At 45.8% G+C, this 17,514-nt stretch carries 21 protein-coding genes and 1 pseudogene; 17 read left to right on the forward strand and 5 right to left on the reverse strand.

From position 1 onward, the window contains the following. Window positions 1-86: 86 nt before the first annotated feature. Window positions 87-698 carry a TetR/AcrR family transcriptional regulator gene (locus AC4PM4_RS10170; RefSeq protein WP_063567581.1) on the reverse strand — a complete coding sequence of 204 codons (612 nt, stop codon included), beginning with the start codon at window positions 696-698 and terminating at the stop codon, window positions 87-89. 164 nt (window positions 699-862) lie between these two features. Here AC4PM4_RS10170 and AC4PM4_RS10175 point away from each other — a divergent pair, with 164 nt between their 5' ends. The 4 genes from AC4PM4_RS10175 to AC4PM4_RS10190 all read left to right on the forward strand — a co-directional run bounded on the left by AC4PM4_RS10175 (window position 863) and on the right by AC4PM4_RS10190 (window position 3,443). Further along, window positions 863-1,894, forward strand: a complete 1,032-nt coding sequence (locus tag AC4PM4_RS10175; RefSeq protein WP_491613522.1) for a phosphotransferase family protein — start codon at window positions 863-865, stop codon at window positions 1,892-1,894. 27 nt (window positions 1,895-1,921) lie between these two features. Beyond that, window positions 1,922-2,920: a glycosyltransferase gene (locus AC4PM4_RS10180; RefSeq protein WP_491613523.1), complete on the forward strand. Its 999-nt coding sequence runs from the start codon at window positions 1,922-1,924 to the stop codon at window positions 2,918-2,920. Then, the gene (locus AC4PM4_RS10185; RefSeq protein ID WP_491613524.1) at window positions 2,917-3,054 is read left to right on the forward strand and encodes a hypothetical protein; all 138 of its coding nucleotides are present in this window, start codon (window positions 2,917-2,919) and stop codon (window positions 3,052-3,054) included. Before AC4PM4_RS10180 ends, AC4PM4_RS10185 begins: the two co-directional genes overlap by 4 nt. A gap of 185 nt (window positions 3,055-3,239) precedes the next feature. After that, window positions 3,240-3,443 carry an HTH domain-containing protein gene (locus AC4PM4_RS10190; protein WP_491613525.1) on the forward strand — a complete coding sequence of 68 codons (204 nt, stop codon included), beginning with the start codon at window positions 3,240-3,242 and terminating at the stop codon, window positions 3,441-3,443. A 468-nt stretch (window positions 3,444-3,911) separates the two neighbouring features. Here AC4PM4_RS10190 and AC4PM4_RS10195 read toward each other — a convergent pair whose 3' ends face one another. Continuing rightward, complete coding sequence (locus tag AC4PM4_RS10195; RefSeq protein WP_491613526.1) at window positions 3,912-4,295, reverse strand: nuclear transport factor 2 family protein; 384 nt, start codon at window positions 4,293-4,295, stop codon at window positions 3,912-3,914. A 78-nt stretch (window positions 4,296-4,373) separates the two neighbouring features. Here AC4PM4_RS10195 and AC4PM4_RS10200 point away from each other — a divergent pair, with 78 nt between their 5' ends. The 3 genes from AC4PM4_RS10200 (at window position 4,374) to AC4PM4_RS10210 (ending at window position 6,567) form a co-directional block, all read left to right on the forward strand. Next, window positions 4,374-4,880: a hypothetical protein gene (locus AC4PM4_RS10200; RefSeq protein WP_491613527.1), complete on the forward strand. Its 507-nt coding sequence runs from the start codon at window positions 4,374-4,376 to the stop codon at window positions 4,878-4,880. Between the two features lie 262 nt (window positions 4,881-5,142). Further along, on the forward strand, window positions 5,143-5,619 hold the full coding sequence (locus AC4PM4_RS10205) for a hypothetical protein (RefSeq protein WP_491613528.1): 477 nt from the start codon (window positions 5,143-5,145) through the stop codon (window positions 5,617-5,619). A gap of 90 nt (window positions 5,620-5,709) precedes the next feature. Further along, complete coding sequence (locus AC4PM4_RS10210; protein WP_491613529.1) at window positions 5,710-6,567, forward strand: hypothetical protein; 858 nt, start codon at window positions 5,710-5,712, stop codon at window positions 6,565-6,567. A gap of 486 nt (window positions 6,568-7,053) precedes the next feature. Here AC4PM4_RS10210 and AC4PM4_RS10215 read toward each other — a convergent pair whose 3' ends face one another. The 3 genes from AC4PM4_RS10215 to AC4PM4_RS10225 form a co-directional block, all read right to left on the reverse strand. Beyond that, a complete protein-coding gene (locus tag AC4PM4_RS10215; protein ID WP_491613530.1) occupies window positions 7,054-8,010 on the reverse strand; it encodes an IS30 family transposase in 957 nt (318 codons plus the stop codon). Window positions 8,011-8,739: 729 nt separating this feature from the next. Next, window positions 8,740-8,979: a hypothetical protein gene (locus AC4PM4_RS10220; protein WP_491613531.1), complete on the reverse strand. Its 240-nt coding sequence runs from the start codon at window positions 8,977-8,979 to the stop codon at window positions 8,740-8,742. 4 nt (window positions 8,980-8,983) lie between these two features. Continuing rightward, window positions 8,984-9,385, reverse strand: coding sequence for a M23 family metallopeptidase (locus AC4PM4_RS10225; protein ID WP_491613682.1), 402 nt, complete (start codon window positions 9,383-9,385; stop codon window positions 8,984-8,986). A 45-nt stretch (window positions 9,386-9,430) separates the two neighbouring features. On the opposite strand from AC4PM4_RS10225, the pseudogene AC4PM4_RS10230 reads away from it, so the two are divergent. The 10 genes and pseudogenes from AC4PM4_RS10230 to lspA all read left to right on the forward strand — a co-directional run. Further along, window positions 9,431-9,910: pseudogene (locus tag AC4PM4_RS10230) on the forward strand (class II fructose-bisphosphate aldolase); the annotation flags it as partial. Between the two features lie 221 nt (window positions 9,911-10,131). Beyond that, window positions 10,132-10,416, forward strand: a complete 285-nt coding sequence (locus tag AC4PM4_RS10235) for a YesK family protein (RefSeq protein WP_491613532.1) — start codon at window positions 10,132-10,134, stop codon at window positions 10,414-10,416. 108 nt (window positions 10,417-10,524) lie between these two features. Continuing rightward, window positions 10,525-10,686 carry a hypothetical protein gene (locus tag AC4PM4_RS10240; protein WP_491613533.1) on the forward strand — a complete coding sequence of 54 codons (162 nt, stop codon included), beginning with the start codon at window positions 10,525-10,527 and terminating at the stop codon, window positions 10,684-10,686. Window positions 10,687-10,783: 97 nt separating this feature from the next. Continuing rightward, the gene (abc-f, locus tag AC4PM4_RS10245; protein ID WP_491613534.1) at window positions 10,784-12,718 is read left to right on the forward strand and encodes a ribosomal protection-like ABC-F family protein; all 1,935 of its coding nucleotides are present in this window, start codon (window positions 10,784-10,786) and stop codon (window positions 12,716-12,718) included. 413 nt (window positions 12,719-13,131) lie between these two features. Next, window positions 13,132-13,599, forward strand: coding sequence for a hypothetical protein (locus AC4PM4_RS10250; RefSeq protein WP_090809431.1), 468 nt, complete (start codon window positions 13,132-13,134; stop codon window positions 13,597-13,599). Further along, window positions 13,599-13,874: a hypothetical protein gene (locus tag AC4PM4_RS10255; protein WP_063567585.1), complete on the forward strand. Its 276-nt coding sequence runs from the start codon at window positions 13,599-13,601 to the stop codon at window positions 13,872-13,874. Before AC4PM4_RS10250 ends, AC4PM4_RS10255 begins: the two co-directional genes overlap by 1 nt. A gap of 6 nt (window positions 13,875-13,880) precedes the next feature. After that, window positions 13,881-15,278: a glutathionylspermidine synthase family protein gene (locus AC4PM4_RS10260; RefSeq protein WP_491613536.1), complete on the forward strand. Its 1,398-nt coding sequence runs from the start codon at window positions 13,881-13,883 to the stop codon at window positions 15,276-15,278. Then, window positions 15,260-15,664, forward strand: a complete 405-nt coding sequence (locus AC4PM4_RS10265; protein WP_063567587.1) for a DUF350 domain-containing protein — start codon at window positions 15,260-15,262, stop codon at window positions 15,662-15,664. Before AC4PM4_RS10260 ends, AC4PM4_RS10265 begins: the two co-directional genes overlap by 19 nt. 60 nt (window positions 15,665-15,724) lie before the next feature. Next, window positions 15,725-16,672, forward strand: coding sequence for a nucleoside hydrolase (locus AC4PM4_RS10270; RefSeq protein WP_491613538.1), 948 nt, complete (start codon window positions 15,725-15,727; stop codon window positions 16,670-16,672). 209 nt (window positions 16,673-16,881) lie between these two features. Next, window positions 16,882-17,370: a signal peptidase II gene (gene lspA, locus AC4PM4_RS10275; RefSeq protein ID WP_063567589.1), complete on the forward strand. Its 489-nt coding sequence runs from the start codon at window positions 16,882-16,884 to the stop codon at window positions 17,368-17,370. Window positions 17,371-17,514: the final 144 nt, after the last annotated feature.

Genomic DNA, 17,514 nt, shown 5'->3' on the forward strand with positions numbered 1-17,514 from the left:
AATTTAAAAGAATGTTTTTACACAGGAGCACTGTGCGATCAGATGCATCTCTTGATCGCCGACAGACCGGAACGATCTTCGCAAAGCTATTCCGCCCGCTTCTGCCCCATATCATTTGCCCCCTGGCCCAACATCGACACAAGGCGGTGAACGGTTTCTCCGGTGTATGGAACAAGCAGCTCTGGCAGTTCACCTTGCATACTGGATACGGCCAGGCGCGTAATAGCACCAATGACCAGAACGGCCGTGAGCCGTGAATCCTGAGCGGGCAGCTCACCTCGCATAATTCCCTGATTGATTAGATCAATCAACGCATCCAGCGGTTGGCGGTAATCCTCACTGCTTCCAGCTTCAATGAAAATCTCATGATTTTGTGAAATCAGCAGCAGTCCGTAGGGATCTTCATCATGCAGGTGGAGAACTTCGGTAATCAGTTGTCGGAAGCGTTCCAGCACCGGGCCCTCCTGGCGAACATACCCGTCAATCAGGGCGGTATAGTCCGCACAATATTGGGTGAAAGCCTCAAGGGCAACGGCATCTTTGTTTTTAAAATGTTTGTAGATCGCCGCATCCGTTACTCCGGCGGCGTCACCGATCTCTTTGACGGAAATGCCGTCAACGCCTTTGGTTGCAAACAAGCGCATTGCCGCTTGTAGGATGTCTTTCTTTTTGCTGTCGACATGAGGTTTGTTCTTCATGATTGTATAGTAAGTGATTACTAACTAAATTGCAACTACCATTTCAGAATCTCTTATTTAACGCTAGGAAAAGTGCTTTCGCTCAAAGCTTGCAGGCTTATGAACGGCAACGTATGATGGATAGAAATAATAACGGATAGACGGGCAAAGGAGCTTGGACAGAAGTGGGGCTGCAAAGCAAACATCAGCGGCACCAGCTCCAAGCCTGGGGAATGAAATGGAAGGTGAATGGCGTGAATGAAGACGTGCAGGCGCATCGCTGGGTGACTCCCGAAGGGACGTTGAATGAACAATATATAACAAGCCGGAAACGGCTCTACAAAGGCATGAATGGCAAGTATGTGGAGCGTTTCACTGTTCATACCGGGGAAAGTTATATTTTCAAACCGCTTACCAATCCTGCGCAATATGGGCGCGAACAGTGGATGTCCAGGCATGTGCTGTCTGTATTGCCGCCTATATATCCAGCGCTAATTGCTGCATCAGACCGTGAAATTAACGCGGAACAGAGCTGGATTATTTATGAGGATCTGGGCGAACTGGTGCATGATTCGCGGGAAGAGACGTTGCTGGCTGCTGCTGCACATATGGCGGAATGGCACACGTTATCTGTTGCAGATTGGGCTGAGCTGCCCCGGGTGGGTCAGAAACCGCCAATCCGGGACATGCTGGATGATCTGCTTGGGCAAAAGGAATCCACCGCTGATTTGTTGTCCAAACTGGAGATCACGCTGTCACCATCGGATTGGCACAACATCGCCGTGCTAATCCATACGGCAGAGGAGGAGTTACCTCGTGTTTTGTGTCACGGAGATCTGCATCCCGGCAACATGGCGGATGTGAATGGCAGGCTGGTGATTATCGATTGGGAGCATGCGCATCTGAATACGGCTCTCTGGGACGTGTATCATCTGGTGGATCTATCGCATCCGCTGTTCCCGAGAACCGTTACGCCTGAGCTGCGGGAGCGGATTATCGATGTTTATCTGGACGGGCTGGAGCGCCATAGCGTTCAGGTTGAACGGGTTTCTTTTAAAAAGTGGTACCGCGCATATGCCATTGTATTCTCGCTCTGGATGCTGCGTCTGATTGATGGGGATCTAAGAAGTGCAGACTGTGTATGGCCGGAGGAACAGCTGCGGAACCAGTGGCACGAGACGGCAATGACGCTGAAACAGTGCATGAAGCAGTGTTGAAGGGAATAGAAATGAGGGGTGCAGAACATGCGTAAAGTAGGACTCGTAATGCGTAAAATTCAATTCTCGGAGGCACAGGGCCCGCGCGTATTTGCGGATCGGTTGAAGCAGATCGGGCTGGAGCTGGGCGTGGAAATTGTGTTCATCTCGCCGGAGCGCCATGTCAGCGGGTATGACTGGTTACCGGGTTATGAGCATGAGAAAGGCGACCTGGTGAACTATGATATCGTATTAGACCAGATATATAGCCAAAATATAGAGCATGTCATCTACACCGTATCCGGGTTTACGTTTTTGAAGATGTTTTTACCGAAGAGTGTGTTGTTCCCGCACAGCTTTCCCGACCCGGCGCTGACGGGGTATGAGATGATGAAGCCATTTTATACGATGGTGGATAAAGCGATTGTGCAGACGGAGTTTCTGAAAACAGAACTGGGCCGCAATTTCGGTGTACATGATGTGAACGTCATCCCGATCGGCTTCAACGAAGAGCTGGCGCATCGCCACTACGACCCGAGTCAGGTTGTGCATAATCGCGTGCTCTGGATCGGTCGGGATGAAGCGAATCGTCGCCCGGATCTGGTGCTGGAATACGCCCGGCAGAACCCGGACAAGGAAGTATACATGGTATTCGGCGGTCGCCGCTATGAGGAAAGCATGAAGAAATACAACATTCCGGACAACGTGAAATTGCAATTTGCACTGACACAGGATGAAGTATTTACGCTGATGAACTCGTCCAAGGTGTATTGGAGCTGTTCGGCCTTTGATACGTTTGCGATGCCGCTGACCGAAGCGATGGCGATGGGCAAAATGGTTGTGAAGCCGGAGCATGCCTGCTATGGACACATCCGTTCCACGCATGCATTTGCAGGCAACGAGGATAACTGGTTTGAATTGGTGAACATGGCTGGGGCTGCGCCGCGCAGTGTGTCGGAAGACAACCGGGAGTATGCGTTTGGTGCTTTCTCGCGCACGATTATGAAAGAGGGATACCGGGACTTTTTTGCCAACTGGTTGAAGTGAAACTTGCAGATGCAAGCTCTAACGACGTCGGGTTCTATTGGAACAACAATAGCAACGAGGCAACAGGGCCAGAAGGACAAGTGCAGGATGAGCAGCCAGTGGTGAATAGAAAACGGAGACAAAAAGGCATCTAAAAAGGCTTCTAATTGGGCAGGGAACCCGATCAGGAGCCTTTTCGTTGTGCCTAAATCAACAGGAGTTCCGATAGCACTGAACAGGAGCTGTATTAATTTGACCCGAATGAAATGGACATATTTTAGTATTTATCAAAAAAAGGCCGGGTGTTATGCTATGGGCGTAAGGAAGGAGTGATTCCCTAATGAAAGTGCTATCTTGGAGAGAATATCAGATTCTGCATTTTCTGTTGGAGCGTCGGGATTTCGTTCCGGTCAAAGAAATGGCCAGTCAGATGAACTGGTCTGAAAAAACGATTTACAGGGAACTGAATGCGTTGGAGCACAGCTTGAATCGTCGCGGGATTCACCTTGAACGAAAGCCGGGAACGGGGATTGCACTTGCATAACGCAGGAGCAGACGATGGAGCTGATAAAAAGCACGCAGCTGATGCCTTGAAAAAAGATGGTGCCCAGCCTTTCGGTCGAGGCCAGGAGAATCAAAATGTTGACGAATCTGCTATAAGATTCACCTGAGGAAACCTCAATCAACAAGCTTTCTGAGCAATCTCCTCTGGAATACTCTGTTCCCGTAATACGGTTAATTTACGGTCCTCATTCTGATCTTTGGTGGATACCTGGCATAATCGTATATTCTCGTAAATGTTTGCATAATCAACTCTCGTTAGTTTATAAACGTTGTTAATATAATTAACAACGTTTATAAAAACAATTCAATACCTTTAGGGATTGTAAATATTCTATTTTTGTATCATCCGTAAAGGTATACCTTTACGGACGATATTAGGAGAATCGCACACGACAGTCCGTCGAATGAAAAAAGGTCGAGCACTGAAGGCTCAACCCTTGAAGAAAGCTTACTTATTTTGGTTTAGTATAATTTTCCATTCATCATCAAGTTTTTCTAAATTAAAGGTAATCTCATTTTTGGTTTTCCTTTCCCCCACTGTTAATTCAGTTTTAACTTTAGCTTTCACATCATCATCCTCACTACCAAGAACTTTAAATTCTATGATATGGTCTTGGTCCATAGATTTCTTAATTAAATCTTTTTGAGGGCGATAATCTGGATGAACTTTTTCCAAAGCTTTATCAACATCATCTGACTTTATTGATTCTAAATAATCTGTAACTGTCTTCTCAGGGGAACTTGAAGTCTCAGTAGCATCAGAACAACCGCCAATTACCATTCCAAAAATACACAATATCAACATTAAAAATATTTTCTTTCTTTTTTTCATTTTTTTCCCACCTAAATTGTATTATGTAGTAATATTAACACGTAAGACTATATTATACCATAATTTGGAGGTATCGCAATGAAATTTAGGCCTTTTAAGCATCTAAAAAAAGTAATCGCTGTTACATCAATTTTAAGCTTGGTTTTAGCCGGCAGCGCAATGGCTCAAAAGAGTCTCACAGAAGAACTTACTGAAAAATATGGCCCTTCTGATGGATATGCTGAAATCTTTGAGGCTCCTAGTCAAGAAGTTAATGCTCTCAAATTACCTGACATATCTATTCAATCACTCTTATGGTCAGCTAACTTCAGTGTGCAAAGCTTTTATGAAATTCCCAAAGATTTCACAGGTGTAAACCAAATTCAAGTTTCTATAACTGGTAAGAAAAATACCGGCACTAACAGTACATATCAATTGTACACTGCATATTATAATTGGTTCGCAGATGGATATTTTGAGGATCAAAGCAAAACACTTAATATTGGAACGTATTATTCTGAGAACTTCTTTGGTTTAGATACTGATAAAAAATATCGTTTTATAATTAAAGGTAACGTAAGAGGAGACATCTCCGTATATAACTAATTCCTTCCTTTAGTAGGCTGAAAAAAAGGATCGTTGCAGATATGCTGACGATCCTTTTTTGTATATATACCTTTACGGAAATTTATAAAGAAACGGAATATGTAACTAATGTACTAAAAAATGAGTAAGAAATTGGTATCCTATGTTGTATGGGGAGAAAAATATAATGAAAATCAGACAACCTTTCAATAACTTGTTACGTTATATATACTAGGCCTAAAGAAAATTTAGGAAATTCAACCTTGAAAAGGAGCTTTCATTTATGAAGGGAAAAAAATTAGTTTCGCTTTTATTGGCTGGAGTTGTTGCAGGTTCAATTTTAGTGGCATCCACTTCAATGGCAGAAAGGGGCGTTGCCCAAACCCCAATGGATGCAGCCACTAGCTACTTTGATGCTTACATCGCTAAGGATGCAGAGGGAATGATGTTTTATTCAAAAGATACAAACTATCTGGATGAGAAAAGTCGTGAAGAAGGATATGTAAATGATCTCAAAACAAATCCTACTACTGGATATGAAATTGTGAAAAGCCAGCAGATCAGCAGTAGTGAAGTTCAGCTTTATGTAGTTCAAGAGTATGCAGGACAAAGCTATGAACAATCACCACCACTCCCATTTAAAGTCTTTAAAAGCGAAAATGGATGGAAGGTTCTAGTAGAGCCATTAGAAATCAACACAGCGACTGGTGAAGTCACTAAAGGTACTCCGATTCACGCTATGCAGTTTATGGACGAATAATTAAAAAATGGATTTGATTTCCTTTTCAAAAATAGAGATACCATTTATACTGTACTTTGTTACACAAATTATAGTAATGGAGGAATTATTTTGAAAATTGCAAAAAAAATCAAAATCTTAACTATGTCTTTGCTCTTAACAGTTGCTGTTGTTCCCTCCGCTAGTGCCTCTCCTTCTCAGTCATCTTCTCAAGTATTAGAAGAAGCAACACAGGTAGCTACAGACTACTTTAAATCCTATATTTCTAAAGATATCGAAGGCCGGATAAAAAATTCTGTAGAACCTATTTATGCAAATGACACAGAACGCAGGGCTGCTTATGAACTACAAGCAAAGACAGATACTCCAGTTGCTGATTTTAAAATTGTTGAATCAACAGAAGTTAGCAATTCTGAAGTTGATTTGTCTGTTCAATTCACAACAGTAGATACAGTTCTTCCACCATTACCTTACGAAGTGAAAAAAATCGACAATGATTGGAAAGTAGTCTTGATTCCTTATGAGGTTAATGCTGATCCGGGTTCACCTGAATACGGGGAAGTTAAACCGCTTGATGTTGAAAAGACAGAGTATATTGATAACTCTGGATTGGCAACTGCTCGTAATACAACGTTAGATTACTACAGCTTCAATAACTGGGATGGAAGCACTCTTACTGGGCTTGATACCTTCAACACATCCAATAATTGGGTTTCTATTATGGGATATCAAAGTGTTACAAATTTTACTCTTCCAACAAGCTATTGGTACGTCAAATATGAAATCATAACTCAAATTGGTGGTTCTGTTCAATGGTATGGTCAAAAAACAGTATATGATACTCACAGCCAAAATTCACAATACTATGAAATCATAAATTTATCCGTTAATAAAATTTCTAACGCCAAAATTAGAATTAGTTCTAATGGTGGCTATGGTACTGGTGCTGGTAATGTTTACGAAAACTAATAGAGTATAAAAAGTAGCAGCTCATTTATGAGCTGCTACTTTTACTAACTCCCTTGATCATCTCATAGACTTGATCAATTCGTTCAAGATTAGAATTCTATTCTGATGCAGTAAGTATCATGGCAGCGGATATCTTTTATTCATTCTCAGGTCTTGGTGCTGGTAGAAGTATTGAGTCTATACCGAGATCCCGCAAATAAAACTCTTATTTACGCCAATTAAAGTCCAATTTCAACTTGAAGATACCAATAACATTCAAATCCAACTTCAGCATACATATCCCTCCTTCCTTATGCCCCTACAAACCATAAAGTATCTAAAGGGCATAAAATTATCCTTTTTTGGCACGGATAGTTTTTTCTAATGATTTACTACAATATCGATTCACTTGAAGATTACGTCTATCAGATCGAGCGTAACGAACGCACTTTTTTTCTGATAATGCATCATAGACGGCGGCAGGTCATTTATTCATCTGACAGATTGTCAAACCAAGTGCGACAGTTCCTCTGTGAAAGATTCGTGAGCGGTTCTCCAGCCCAAGAATTTTCGTGGTCTGTGATTGATTAAATCGAGTGACCGGGCAAGATTTTCATCCTGTACTTGAGCGAAATCCGTGCCCTTGGGATGAAACTCCCGCAGTAATCCATTCCCATTTTCATTGGAACCGCGTTGCCAGGAAGAAATACGGGTCAGCAAAATAGACTTGCAGGCGATGTGTCGTTCCAAGTTTGCATAGCAAGCAAACTCCTTGCCCCTGTCAGCCGTAGCGGTTAGAAAGCTGCCTTTAGGATACTGTGAAATGGCTACACCGAGTGCAATTTCCATCGACAATGCAGTCCGATCCGGCATGAGAATGGCGGTATACAGGCGGGTTTTGCGTTCAATGAGCGTGGCTACACATCCTTTACTTTTCCCCCGACCCGATACGACGGTATCCAGTTCCCAGTGCCCAAACGTTTCACGGGAACGAACCTCTTTGGGGCGATCCGAAATCGATCTGCCGATCGCGAACTTACCGCGAGTTTCTGTGGGTTTCTGACGCTTCCCTTTGTGCCGAAGGACCTGTAGCGTGCCTCGAACCAGACGCCCGGCGTAAAGCCAGCGATAAATGGTTTTAAAGGAGACCGACGGCAGGCCTTGGATGCGAAAACGTTCCGTGGTTTGCTCTGGAGACCACGTTGCCAGCAGTTTTTCCTCCAAGGAAAGGGCTATGGCTTCGGACCATTTACTAGGTGAGATAGAAGCTTTACGACGCTCCTCATGAGCGCTCTGAGCCTGCTCTGCACAATAGGGTTGTGATGAAGTAGCACGATCCAATTCACGACAAATCGTCGAAGGATGCCTTCCTAATTCTTTTGCGATGGCTCTCGAACTGTGGCCTTGCTTGTAGAGGATTTCTAGCTTGCTGCGTTCGATTATGCTAGGATGTGTGTAGCTCATGGTGGATTCTCCTTGTGTGAATGGTTGTTATGGTGACTTCATTCTACACGAATCCGGCCATGGGCCCTTTTTTATTTATTTCCAGTAGGTGTCGCACTTCATATTACAATTCGTCATCTGTAAAACAAACTTCTTTTACTGTTATCATAAATTCAATATCGCGGTGTTGTTTAGATTGTGACTTGTTTACATCATTCAGTTCCTACTACCTTATAAAGTACTTAGCTGCTTGCAATTTATAATAGAATGCACAAACGGTAATTTGAGGTTTTTGTTTTTAAGCTGAGTTTCATGTTTTAAGCCATTTTTAGATGGTTTAATTCTATGTATGTATTCCATCGACTTTAGAGAATAAAAAAAGCAGCTCATTGACTGAGCTGCTTCATGTATTCCCATCGTTATTAGCATTGGTTCCAGAGTTCCAAAATATAGAATCATCAGTTTTGATATATATGAACTCTGTTTCTACTGAGCTGTATCCAGCCCTAACCTCAAAAATCTTACTAACCCCCTTGATCATCTCATAAACCTGATCGATTTTCCTAACATTCGCAGATTCATTTTCTTCAAGTTCCCCTGGCTGTATGCTATAGGAACCGATTGAAGAGCATCAGATCATTGCAATGGCTCTCGATGCCTTGCTTCTCCATAACAGACCAATAGTTTTCTACATCTGCCCCATCCTCTTGGCAATAGGCTTCTATAATGGGCATAAATCGCTCAGAAAGCTCATTGAAGTATATTTGGTACTTTTCTTCCTGTTCGATCCACTGACTTTGTAGAGCGCTTGAACGGCTCTACAAAGTCACTTCTGCCCAGCTTATAGTATGTCAGGTATTTAGCATCACTCAAATGACCTATCGGATTCCGGGAAATAAAAACATCACCTTGACGGGCAACACCTATGGTCTTGCCCTCGTATCCAGATAATTGATCCCTTACCCGTACAATGATCTTTTCATTTAGCATGCTCTTATTCCCCTACAAACGGCAACGGATTTACTTTTCTGCCGTTGATAATGATCTCAAAATGCAATTCCGGTGCTAGTCCCGGTTGATCCACACGTACATATTGGCCGTAACCTTTACTTGGATTACTCGCATCTTGCCAACCGGCCATAATAACCTTTCCGGCTTTAGATGCTGGTATTGGCTGTCCCTGGGAACAGGCAAAGTCTACGCCTTCATGTGGTTTTCCTACTTCGCCAGTAACCGGCTGTGTATGTGGGCCAAATTCGGACGTAACCTGTCCGCTGACCGGACGACTGAACCCTGCTTTACCCGGTTGCGGTATTGTAATCGCATCGTACCCTTCCGTTACGTAAGCGTAGCGTATTTCATGACTTCGGAAATGTATTCCTGACTGTGGTTGTATTGGTACAACGAAGCTTCAACGTTACCTGAAGCTGCGCCGTTCTTGATTGAAGGCGGCGTATCGGTGGTTACTTACACAGACCCGGCGCAGGCGCAAGATTTTGTAGCCCGTACGGGGATCGATGCACTCGCGGTGGCTATCAGTACAGCCCATGGCATATATCCAAAGCATATCAAACCGGAGCTGTAAATGCATATTCTGAAAGAAATCAGCCAATTGGTCGATACTCTCGTCCTTCACGGCGGTTCTGCCAACCCGGATCAGGAGGTATCGTACTCCGTTCAGCTGGGCATTTGCAAAATCAATATATCCAGCGATATGAAGCACGCATATTTCAAAAAAGCTCGCGAAATTTTAAGCACAACCGAGTTATGGGACCCTAACGCGATTTACCCGGAATGCATTGCTGAGGCACGAAAAGTCATTCGTTATAAAATGGAGCTGTTCCATTCGGTCGGCAAAGCCGATTTATACAAAGGATTGCGTTATGAACAGCGCCAGGCTGCAAGTGTCAGCCTTTACTGAGACTTACTGGTGACCAGACGCAAGGACTCTGAGAAATTGGCCAATCTCATCATCGCATAAAAAACAGGAAGCCCTCGTTCACGAACTCAAATGTTTGTGGAATGCAGGGCTTTAAGATGTGATACAATCCTGTCATATTCATCATATCTCAAGTCAACGGATACCAGCTTCAGTTGATATTCGTGAGAAACGAGCTGAGCTTAGGAGAAGGGGGCGTTTCAATGACAGGATTAGTACTATGGATACTCCTTGTTTGCGTTGTACTGCTGTTAATCGGATGGGTGATCTATCGATTGCAAGGTCAGCGTATGACATGGGCCCAATATATTCTGCCTTGTGTGGTGGTGTTGGGCGGAGCCGTTATAGTCATGATTAGTGTGGATATAGGTGGCTGGAACGGAATTGGATATGCCTTAATGGGAGTATCCCTCATGACTTCCGGCCTGCTCACGCTAATTACGACCATTATTGTGGATGTGGTCATGCGACGACGTAGAAGGGACTAATGTGACGAGTGCGTCTCAGTAACATTGATTTGGGCGGACGGGATGGTTGCAGGAATGCATTCGTCTGTGATATATTGACATTAATTATGACAAGGGAGGTGAAGACAGGTGAATCACGAGATGCTTAACAACCGTATTAGCCAGCTACCGATTGCTATGGCTGGCATTGTTCATACTTTTCCAACCAACGGGAGAAGTCTGTCCAATTTTGAATATACGAAAGTTAACATTTGCGAGAAGATGCCTGCCTTGACCTCATTCGGACGATAAGCAATTTTGCTTGAATTCTGAAGGGCCGCGGAGCTAACCTCCTGCGGCTCTTTTTGTGTTGTGGTCAGGATCTTCCAATCCATAGGAGGAACCTATTATGATGATTATAAGCGCACAACAACTGACTCAATACCACGGAGCACATCTGGTGCTGGACGGCATTACGTTTGAAATTATGGAAGGCGACAAGGTCGCACTGATCGGCCGCAACGGAAGCGGTAAAACGACATTGATGCGCCTGATGGCACGATTGAACCAGCCAGATGAAGGACAATTGATGATCAAGAAGGATACACGAATCGGTTACGTGGCTCAGGTGCCGGAGGGAATGGGTGATTACACGGTGCTAGATGTGCTGAGTCTTGGATTCAGGGAGCTTATGGCGTGCCGGAGTCAAATGAAGGATATGGAGCAGCAGATGTCCGATCCAGACTGTGCAGCCGATCCGAACCAATTGGAGCGACTGTTGAAGCGGTACGCGACATTGCAGGAACAGTTTGAGCGTGAGGGTGGATATGAGATGGATGCCCGGATCGATCAGGTGGCAGACGGTCTGGATATTGCGAAGGAGCATTACGGATGGCGTTTTGGTTCGTTGTCTGGTGGTGAACAGACCCGGGTTGTGCTGGCTTCACAGCTAATTGTAAGGCCTGATCTGTTATTGCTGGATGAGCCGACCAACCATCTTGATCTGGAGCGGGTGGAATGGCTGGAAGGATTTTTGTGCGAGTACACAGGTACGATTATCCTGATCTCACATGATCGCTACTTTTTGGACCGTGTAGCATCCCGGACGTTAGAGCTGGAGGATGGAGAAGCAGAAACGTCCGCTGGCGGTTATACGGAATATATGAAAGTGAAGGAACAACGACTGTTGCAGCAATTCGAGGAGTTCAAGGAGCAGCAGAAGGTGATCAAAAAAATGAAAGAAACGATACGAAAACTAGAAGAATGGGGTCGAATAGGGGACAATGAAAAGTTCTTCAAACGAGCAGCCTCTATGCGTAGAGCAATCGAACGGATGGAACAGGTGAAACGCCCGGTACTGGAGCGGCGTAACGCCGACTTTGATGTACGCCCTACAGACCGTACGGGAAAAAGGGTGGCTGTGATAGAACAAGTCGAAAAGGCTTATGGAGAACGCACGATTCTGCGCGGTGTATCGGGATTACTCGAATATGGCGAGAAAATTGCCCTCATTGGACGCAATGGTTCAGGCAAAACGACCTTGTTCAAGCTGTTACTGGGAGAGGAACAACCGAGTGCAGGCAACCTGAAGTGGGGTGCACGTGTAGATGTGGGCTATCTGGCCCAGCAGGAGGAGCCTTCCAATCCAAAGCTGAATGTGCTGGAGTACTTTCGTCTGGAAGCGGGTGTGGAAGAAGGAGAAGCACGCGGCATTTTGGCCCGATATCTATTCTATGGAGCAGATGTATTTCGCTCGGTAGGACAGTTATCCGGTGGGGAATGGACACGGCTAAGGCTGGCTCTGCTGGTTCAGCGCAAGCCGAATGTGCTTCTGCTGGATGAACCGACCAACCATCTGGATATCGCTTCAAGGGAAGCGCTCGAAGAGTCGCTCGTTGATTTCGAAGGCACGGTGCTTGCCATCTCACATGACCGCTACTTCGTCAATCGACTCGCTTCCCGCGTGTGGGAACTGGAGAATGGGCGGATGACCGCTTATCTGGGAGACTATGAAGCCTATCGCGAGAAGAAGCTTGATCTGCAAGCTCGCGCAGCCGCGGCAAATCAGCATATAGCAGTTGTTTCCACTCCATCACGTGGGAGTTCAAAACCGAAACAGGAGACGAAGTCCGATAGTACGCTTAATACAACGGCCACTTCCAAAAAGCTGTCCGCTGAACAATTGGAGCAGAGATTGGCCCGTCTTGAAGGGCAAATCCAGGAGATGGATCGTCAGCTTGAATCCGTGCAGGATAATCCAAACGAGCTGGAGCAAATGTGGAACGAACGTGAGCAATTGTCTGGTGAATACAATGATATGTTGGCCCAGTGGGCAGAGCTGTGAGACAGGTCAGATTATGGGACTTCTCTTGAAATAGATCTTGAAATAGATAAAGAAGGAAAGAAGGCCGGAGGGAGATCTCTGGCCTTTTTGATTTTCAAAGTTAGCTTTATAACGGGATGATATCCGAGATAATTAGCTGGTAAAATTGTGTATCGCTACAATGTTATCTTTACTAGCATTTTGCATAATTCGATTCTTATTGTTCGCGGGCAAAAGATCTAGACGAATAGATTCATTTCGATCTATATCTTGCTGATTGAAAACCACTCTTGGGATTTATGCAAAATGCTTTTTTACATGTCATCGGGAATAGTGTAACTTTTTTCCTTCTCATGCGTTTAATACGTTTGTGTGTATTGAAACGGCTCCTCTTAGAGCTCACAGAAAGGCAGGTTATCGTTATTTATTATTCATTGACTTATCGGAACTGGTCGGATGACCGGCAGGTGGAGACGGGCGTACTGGAGCAGGTATCGGGTACTCGCGATGAGCTTTTCATGCGCAAGCTGGTCGATGCTACCCTGATGAAAAATAAGCTCTGGGCGCATCTGTCCAATGAATGCGAGGATCGTCGGGAGCATGCAGTTTACGTGACCGAGTATGACAATCAAAAACCTGCGGAATACGGTACAGCGATTGCGGACGCTGCACTGGCAATGTGTAAAATGTCCTCCATGTACAGTGCGGAATACATGCTGTGGAATGGGTGTGCATTTCAGGAATTGGACTTGGCAGAATCCTCCTCGTACACGATGGAGCTTGCCGAGCAACTGCTGGACCATTACATGGTCCGGGGCGGTACGACCTATGAATTTGTGTATTCCGTGTTGGATGCGGATCGCAAGAAAGTGTTGTTTTTTATGAAGGAGGTAGATTTGTAATGGACGAAAATCCCAAACCCAAACCTGGATCACGCGCCAAGCTGGTTGCCTTCTCGCTAATGCTTGCGGTTCCAGCCGTATTATCCGGTTGTAGCAGCAATAGCGACGAGTGTGACCCAGAATACGATACCGGATGTGAGTATGACTCCAGCAGTGGGCACTATTATTACGGTGGCGGATCGTCCTATCGGAGCAACAAGGACAGCAGCTCCTACAGCAAATCCAGTTCAAAATCGAGCGGCTTTGGCAGCTTCTTCCGCAGTTCGGGAGGTTAGAACCTGATGAGGCATATAAACCAACTGCCGTTCAGTCATGAAGAAGTATTCAGGGGCGAAGCAGGGCAGCAGGTTCCCTACCATCGCATGTATGGCAAGCAATATTGTGTGCCTGCATTGACGGTTTATTCCCCTGCGGAGATGCAGGAATTGCGTGCAGCAGTTGAGGCTGTAGACGGGATATATTGCAAGGTGATGCGTTTTATTCAGCAATACATGCCCGACTCTTTCCTGGAGCAGCAGCTGGGCATTCATTCCGGCCTTATTCCGGCGGCTCGTATGGAGATGGTGACAGGCGGGATTACTCGGCAGGACTGGATTATTGGGGAAGCCGGACCTAAATGTATCGAAAATAACACGGATACCCCAACCGGCATACCTGAAGCAGCTGCATTGGAAGGTATTTTGGTGGGGATGGTTGAAAAAACATCGCTCCATGCTCCGTCCAAAGGAATGGATGAATGTATCCGGGAATGCTTTCACCGCTGGCTGGATGCTTACGCACAGCAGGGTTTGCTGGGCCCGGTGACCTTTACTTCATTTGGGGAGCATGTAGAGGATCGGACCAATACGGAGTATCTGATGAAGCTGTGCCAGGAGGAGGGGTATGAAACGTTCTACGCTCCACTGGAGGAGTTGGAGATTATTCCAGGGGAGGCGCTCTACCATCATGGACGCGAGATCAACCTGTTGTACCGGCTCTATCCCCTGGAATATCTAATCGATGATCGAGATGAAACGACCGGCGTGGACATCGGCGCAGCACTGCTTGAATTGGTTCAGGATGGCCGCCTGGGCCTGATGAATCCTGCACAGCATGTGCTGATGCAGAGCAAGGGTTTCATGGCGGCGATCTGGTCACTCTATGAACGCAATGAACAAACCATGGAATATTGCGGGTTTCGGCTGTTTGATGATGCAGAGTTAGCGGCGATTTCGCGTTATCTGCTACCGACTTATTTCGAAGCTGGACCTTTCGAATGGAGCGCAATGCCCTATGTGGCTAAAAGCTATTGGGGCCGCGAAGGTCGAGGCACATCGCTGCTGGGTGAGGGATCGGATCATCATGGGGGCCAAACTGCTGCTTCACATAAGTTGCACGCCCCGATGAACTCCAACACAACAGACGAACTGCAAGAAGATGAGGAGATCGCAGCCTATTATAATAATCAGCCTAAAATATATCAGCAGCTGGTACCGATGGAACAGGCCGTGATTCAGACAGAGGATGGCGAATACAGCGGTTATTTGCTTACAGGAGTGTTTGTCATCGGTGGACGTTTTGCCGGTGTGCTGCCCCGGATCGGGGAGAAGGTAACCGGAGATATGGCCTATTATTGTGCGGCTTTGGTCAATGAACGGATGGATGACGAGGAGGAGAAGGAATGGACAATTTGGGATTGAACCTGCTGAATGTAGCGGTAGGTGTAGGCATTCTGCTGGTAGTATTGGTATGTGGGTATTTCGCTTTTAGCCAATTGACCCGGTATAACGATAGCGAGGAAATCGCGAAAGGTAACGAGGCGGCAGGCATGTATATGGGCAGCAAATTGCTGGGCCTGTGTATCATTGTGGGCATGGTGTCCTTCTCCACGCATTCGTGGCTGGATATGCTGCTCTGGTCGGCGCTTGGAATCATTATTTTGTGTCTGGTCTATATTATATTTGACTTCCTGATTCCCAAGATGCGGGTCTGTGACGAAATCGCACGAGGGAATATGGCGGTAGCACAGCTGCTGCGTTCCATTATCATCGGCGTTTCCATCGTCATCGGTACGTTTTTGATGTAAAATAAACCCTAGTGTTTATTTGGAATGAATATCAATTCAACGAAGAAGGAGCGGGGCATCATGAGAAAAGTCATCATCGATACAGATACAGCAGGAGACGATACGATTGCGATCCTGACGGCACTGCACCATTTCCAGGTGGAGGGCATTACGATTACAGGTGGGAACGTACAGTTTGACCAGGAGGTTGAAAATGCCCTGTACACTGTACAGGTTGCGGGACATGGCGGCAAGGTGCCTGTGTACAAAGGGTGCGAACGCCCATTGATGGCCTATGGCAAGGCCCAGCACCGCACGGTGGAAGACGTACATGGTGATGACGGCATGGGCGGAGCCCATTTCCCGAAGGCGGACCAGCGTCCAGAGGCAGGGCATGCGGTTGATTTTATCATTGAAAAGGTACACGCACATCCGGGCGAAATCTCGCTTCTGGCCATTGCACCTCTGACCAACATTGCGATGGCAATCCAGAAGGACCCAACCATTATTCCGGAGATTGCTCACCTCTACATCATGGGTGGAACGAATAATGCACTGGGTAATATCACACCAGCCGCGGAGTATAACTTCTATGTAGATCCGGAAGCAGCCAAAATTGTATTGCACGCAGGCATTCCGACGACCATGGTTGGCTGGGAAATGTGTACTCAGTATTCTGTTATGGATGATGATGATCACGCTGAAATTGCAGCACTGGGTACATCTGGTGCCGATTTCTTCACAGCCATCAACAAAGTGGTGATGCAGTTCAACAAATCGGTACATAAACTGAATGGCACCACTCATCCAGATACGTTGCTGATGGCTGTTGCCGCAGATGAGTCGCTCATGACCAAATCCGGTCAGTATTATGTGGATGTAGAAGCAGCAGGAGAGTTAACGCGCGGATATAGCGTTGTGGATATCAACGGACGTTTCGGTAAAGAGCCGAATGTACGTGTCTGCGAGGCCATTGACCGTACGAAATTCAAATCCATGCTGCTGGATGTGCTCTCTGCTATTCAATAAAATTGTGGTTTTAACTCCAATAAAAGTATTCATCATCCGTGCCTATTTCAGGTACGGATTTTTTTTGCCCATTCCATTCCTATGAGTGTGTGCAATGCGCGTTCTCTGTCCAGTTGGTGACAACGCTTCGGGTGTGTTAAAGTGAAGGAAATGTTACAGCGGAGACCCTTTAGTTTAACTTTTGAGCGTCCGGCAGGAGGAGTGGCACAATGTTATTTTATTTTGTAGCACTGCTGGTTACCTTGGTTGATCAGGGAACCAAGATGGCGGTGAGGATGTATATGGAAGTTGGGGACACGATGAGGCTTGGCGACTCGGGAATGCAATTGCAGCATTATGAGAATAGTGGAATGGCAGGCAGCCTGTTTCAAGGGAATGCGCGTCTGTTCGGTGTGGTCGCCATTCTATTCGTGGCGGGCATGATGTATTATCGGAGAAAAGGTGAGATTCGCGGTTTCTGGATGCAGGCAGGTGCCGGTTTCATGGTCGGTGGTGCTTTGGGTAATGCAATCGATCGTTTTATCTACGCACGCGTAACGGATTTTCTCGTATTTCCGTCGGGACGTGGTATTCTCAATTTGGCGGATGTAGCGATAAATGTTGGCGTGGTTATGCTGGTCATCGGCATGTTAATCCGTGCATTTCAGAGTTACCGAGCCAAGCGTTTACGTAATGCTTTGCCGAAAATAGAGCGTTGATAAAGAGTTAACAACAGCTGTGATGTAAGCAGCGTAACTGAATACATGATGGACATTGGATATATTCCAATGTCCTTTTTTTGTTATGTCGACGAGCGGACTCGCGCTCAGTGGGCCTGATTCAATTTTACCGAAACCGTTTTA

Source organism: Paenibacillus sp. MDV22-iso6, from assembly GCF_058408365.1.

What these genes read in the sequence shown, in the direction of transcription:
- lspA (WP_063567589.1), top strand. Translation starts at nt 16,882, where the DNA reads ATGTTATTTTATTTTGTAGCACTGCTGGTTACCTTGGTTGATCAGGGA.
- AC4PM4_RS10195 (WP_491613526.1), bottom strand. Translation starts at nt 4,295, where the DNA reads ATGAAAAAAAGAAAGAAAATATTTTTAATGTTGATATTGTGTATTTTT.
- AC4PM4_RS10235 (WP_491613532.1), top strand. Translation starts at nt 10,132, where the DNA reads ATGACAGGATTAGTACTATGGATACTCCTTGTTTGCGTTGTACTGCTG.
- AC4PM4_RS10265 (WP_063567587.1), top strand. Translation starts at nt 15,260, where the DNA reads ATGGACAATTTGGGATTGAACCTGCTGAATGTAGCGGTAGGTGTAGGC.
- AC4PM4_RS10205 (WP_491613528.1), top strand. Translation starts at nt 5,143, where the DNA reads ATGAAGGGAAAAAAATTAGTTTCGCTTTTATTGGCTGGAGTTGTTGCA.
- AC4PM4_RS10255 (WP_063567585.1), top strand. Translation starts at nt 13,599, where the DNA reads ATGGACGAAAATCCCAAACCCAAACCTGGATCACGCGCCAAGCTGGTT.
- AC4PM4_RS10215 (WP_491613530.1), bottom strand. Translation starts at nt 8,010, where the DNA reads ATGAGCTACACACATCCTAGCATAATCGAACGCAGCAAGCTAGAAATC.
- AC4PM4_RS10170 (WP_063567581.1), bottom strand. Translation starts at nt 698, where the DNA reads ATGAAGAACAAACCTCATGTCGACAGCAAAAAGAAAGACATCCTACAA.
- AC4PM4_RS10270 (WP_491613538.1), top strand. Translation starts at nt 15,725, where the DNA reads ATGAGAAAAGTCATCATCGATACAGATACAGCAGGAGACGATACGATT.
- AC4PM4_RS10220 (WP_491613531.1), bottom strand. Translation starts at nt 8,979, where the DNA reads ATGCTAAATGAAAAGATCATTGTACGGGTAAGGGATCAATTATCTGGA.
- AC4PM4_RS10190 (WP_491613525.1), top strand. Translation starts at nt 3,240, where the DNA reads ATGAAAGTGCTATCTTGGAGAGAATATCAGATTCTGCATTTTCTGTTG.
- AC4PM4_RS10180 (WP_491613523.1), top strand. Translation starts at nt 1,922, where the DNA reads ATGCGTAAAGTAGGACTCGTAATGCGTAAAATTCAATTCTCGGAGGCA.
- AC4PM4_RS10260 (WP_491613536.1), top strand. Translation starts at nt 13,881, where the DNA reads ATGAGGCATATAAACCAACTGCCGTTCAGTCATGAAGAAGTATTCAGG.
- AC4PM4_RS10200 (WP_491613527.1), top strand. Translation starts at nt 4,374, where the DNA reads ATGAAATTTAGGCCTTTTAAGCATCTAAAAAAAGTAATCGCTGTTACA.
- abc-f (WP_491613534.1), top strand. Translation starts at nt 10,784, where the DNA reads ATGATGATTATAAGCGCACAACAACTGACTCAATACCACGGAGCACAT.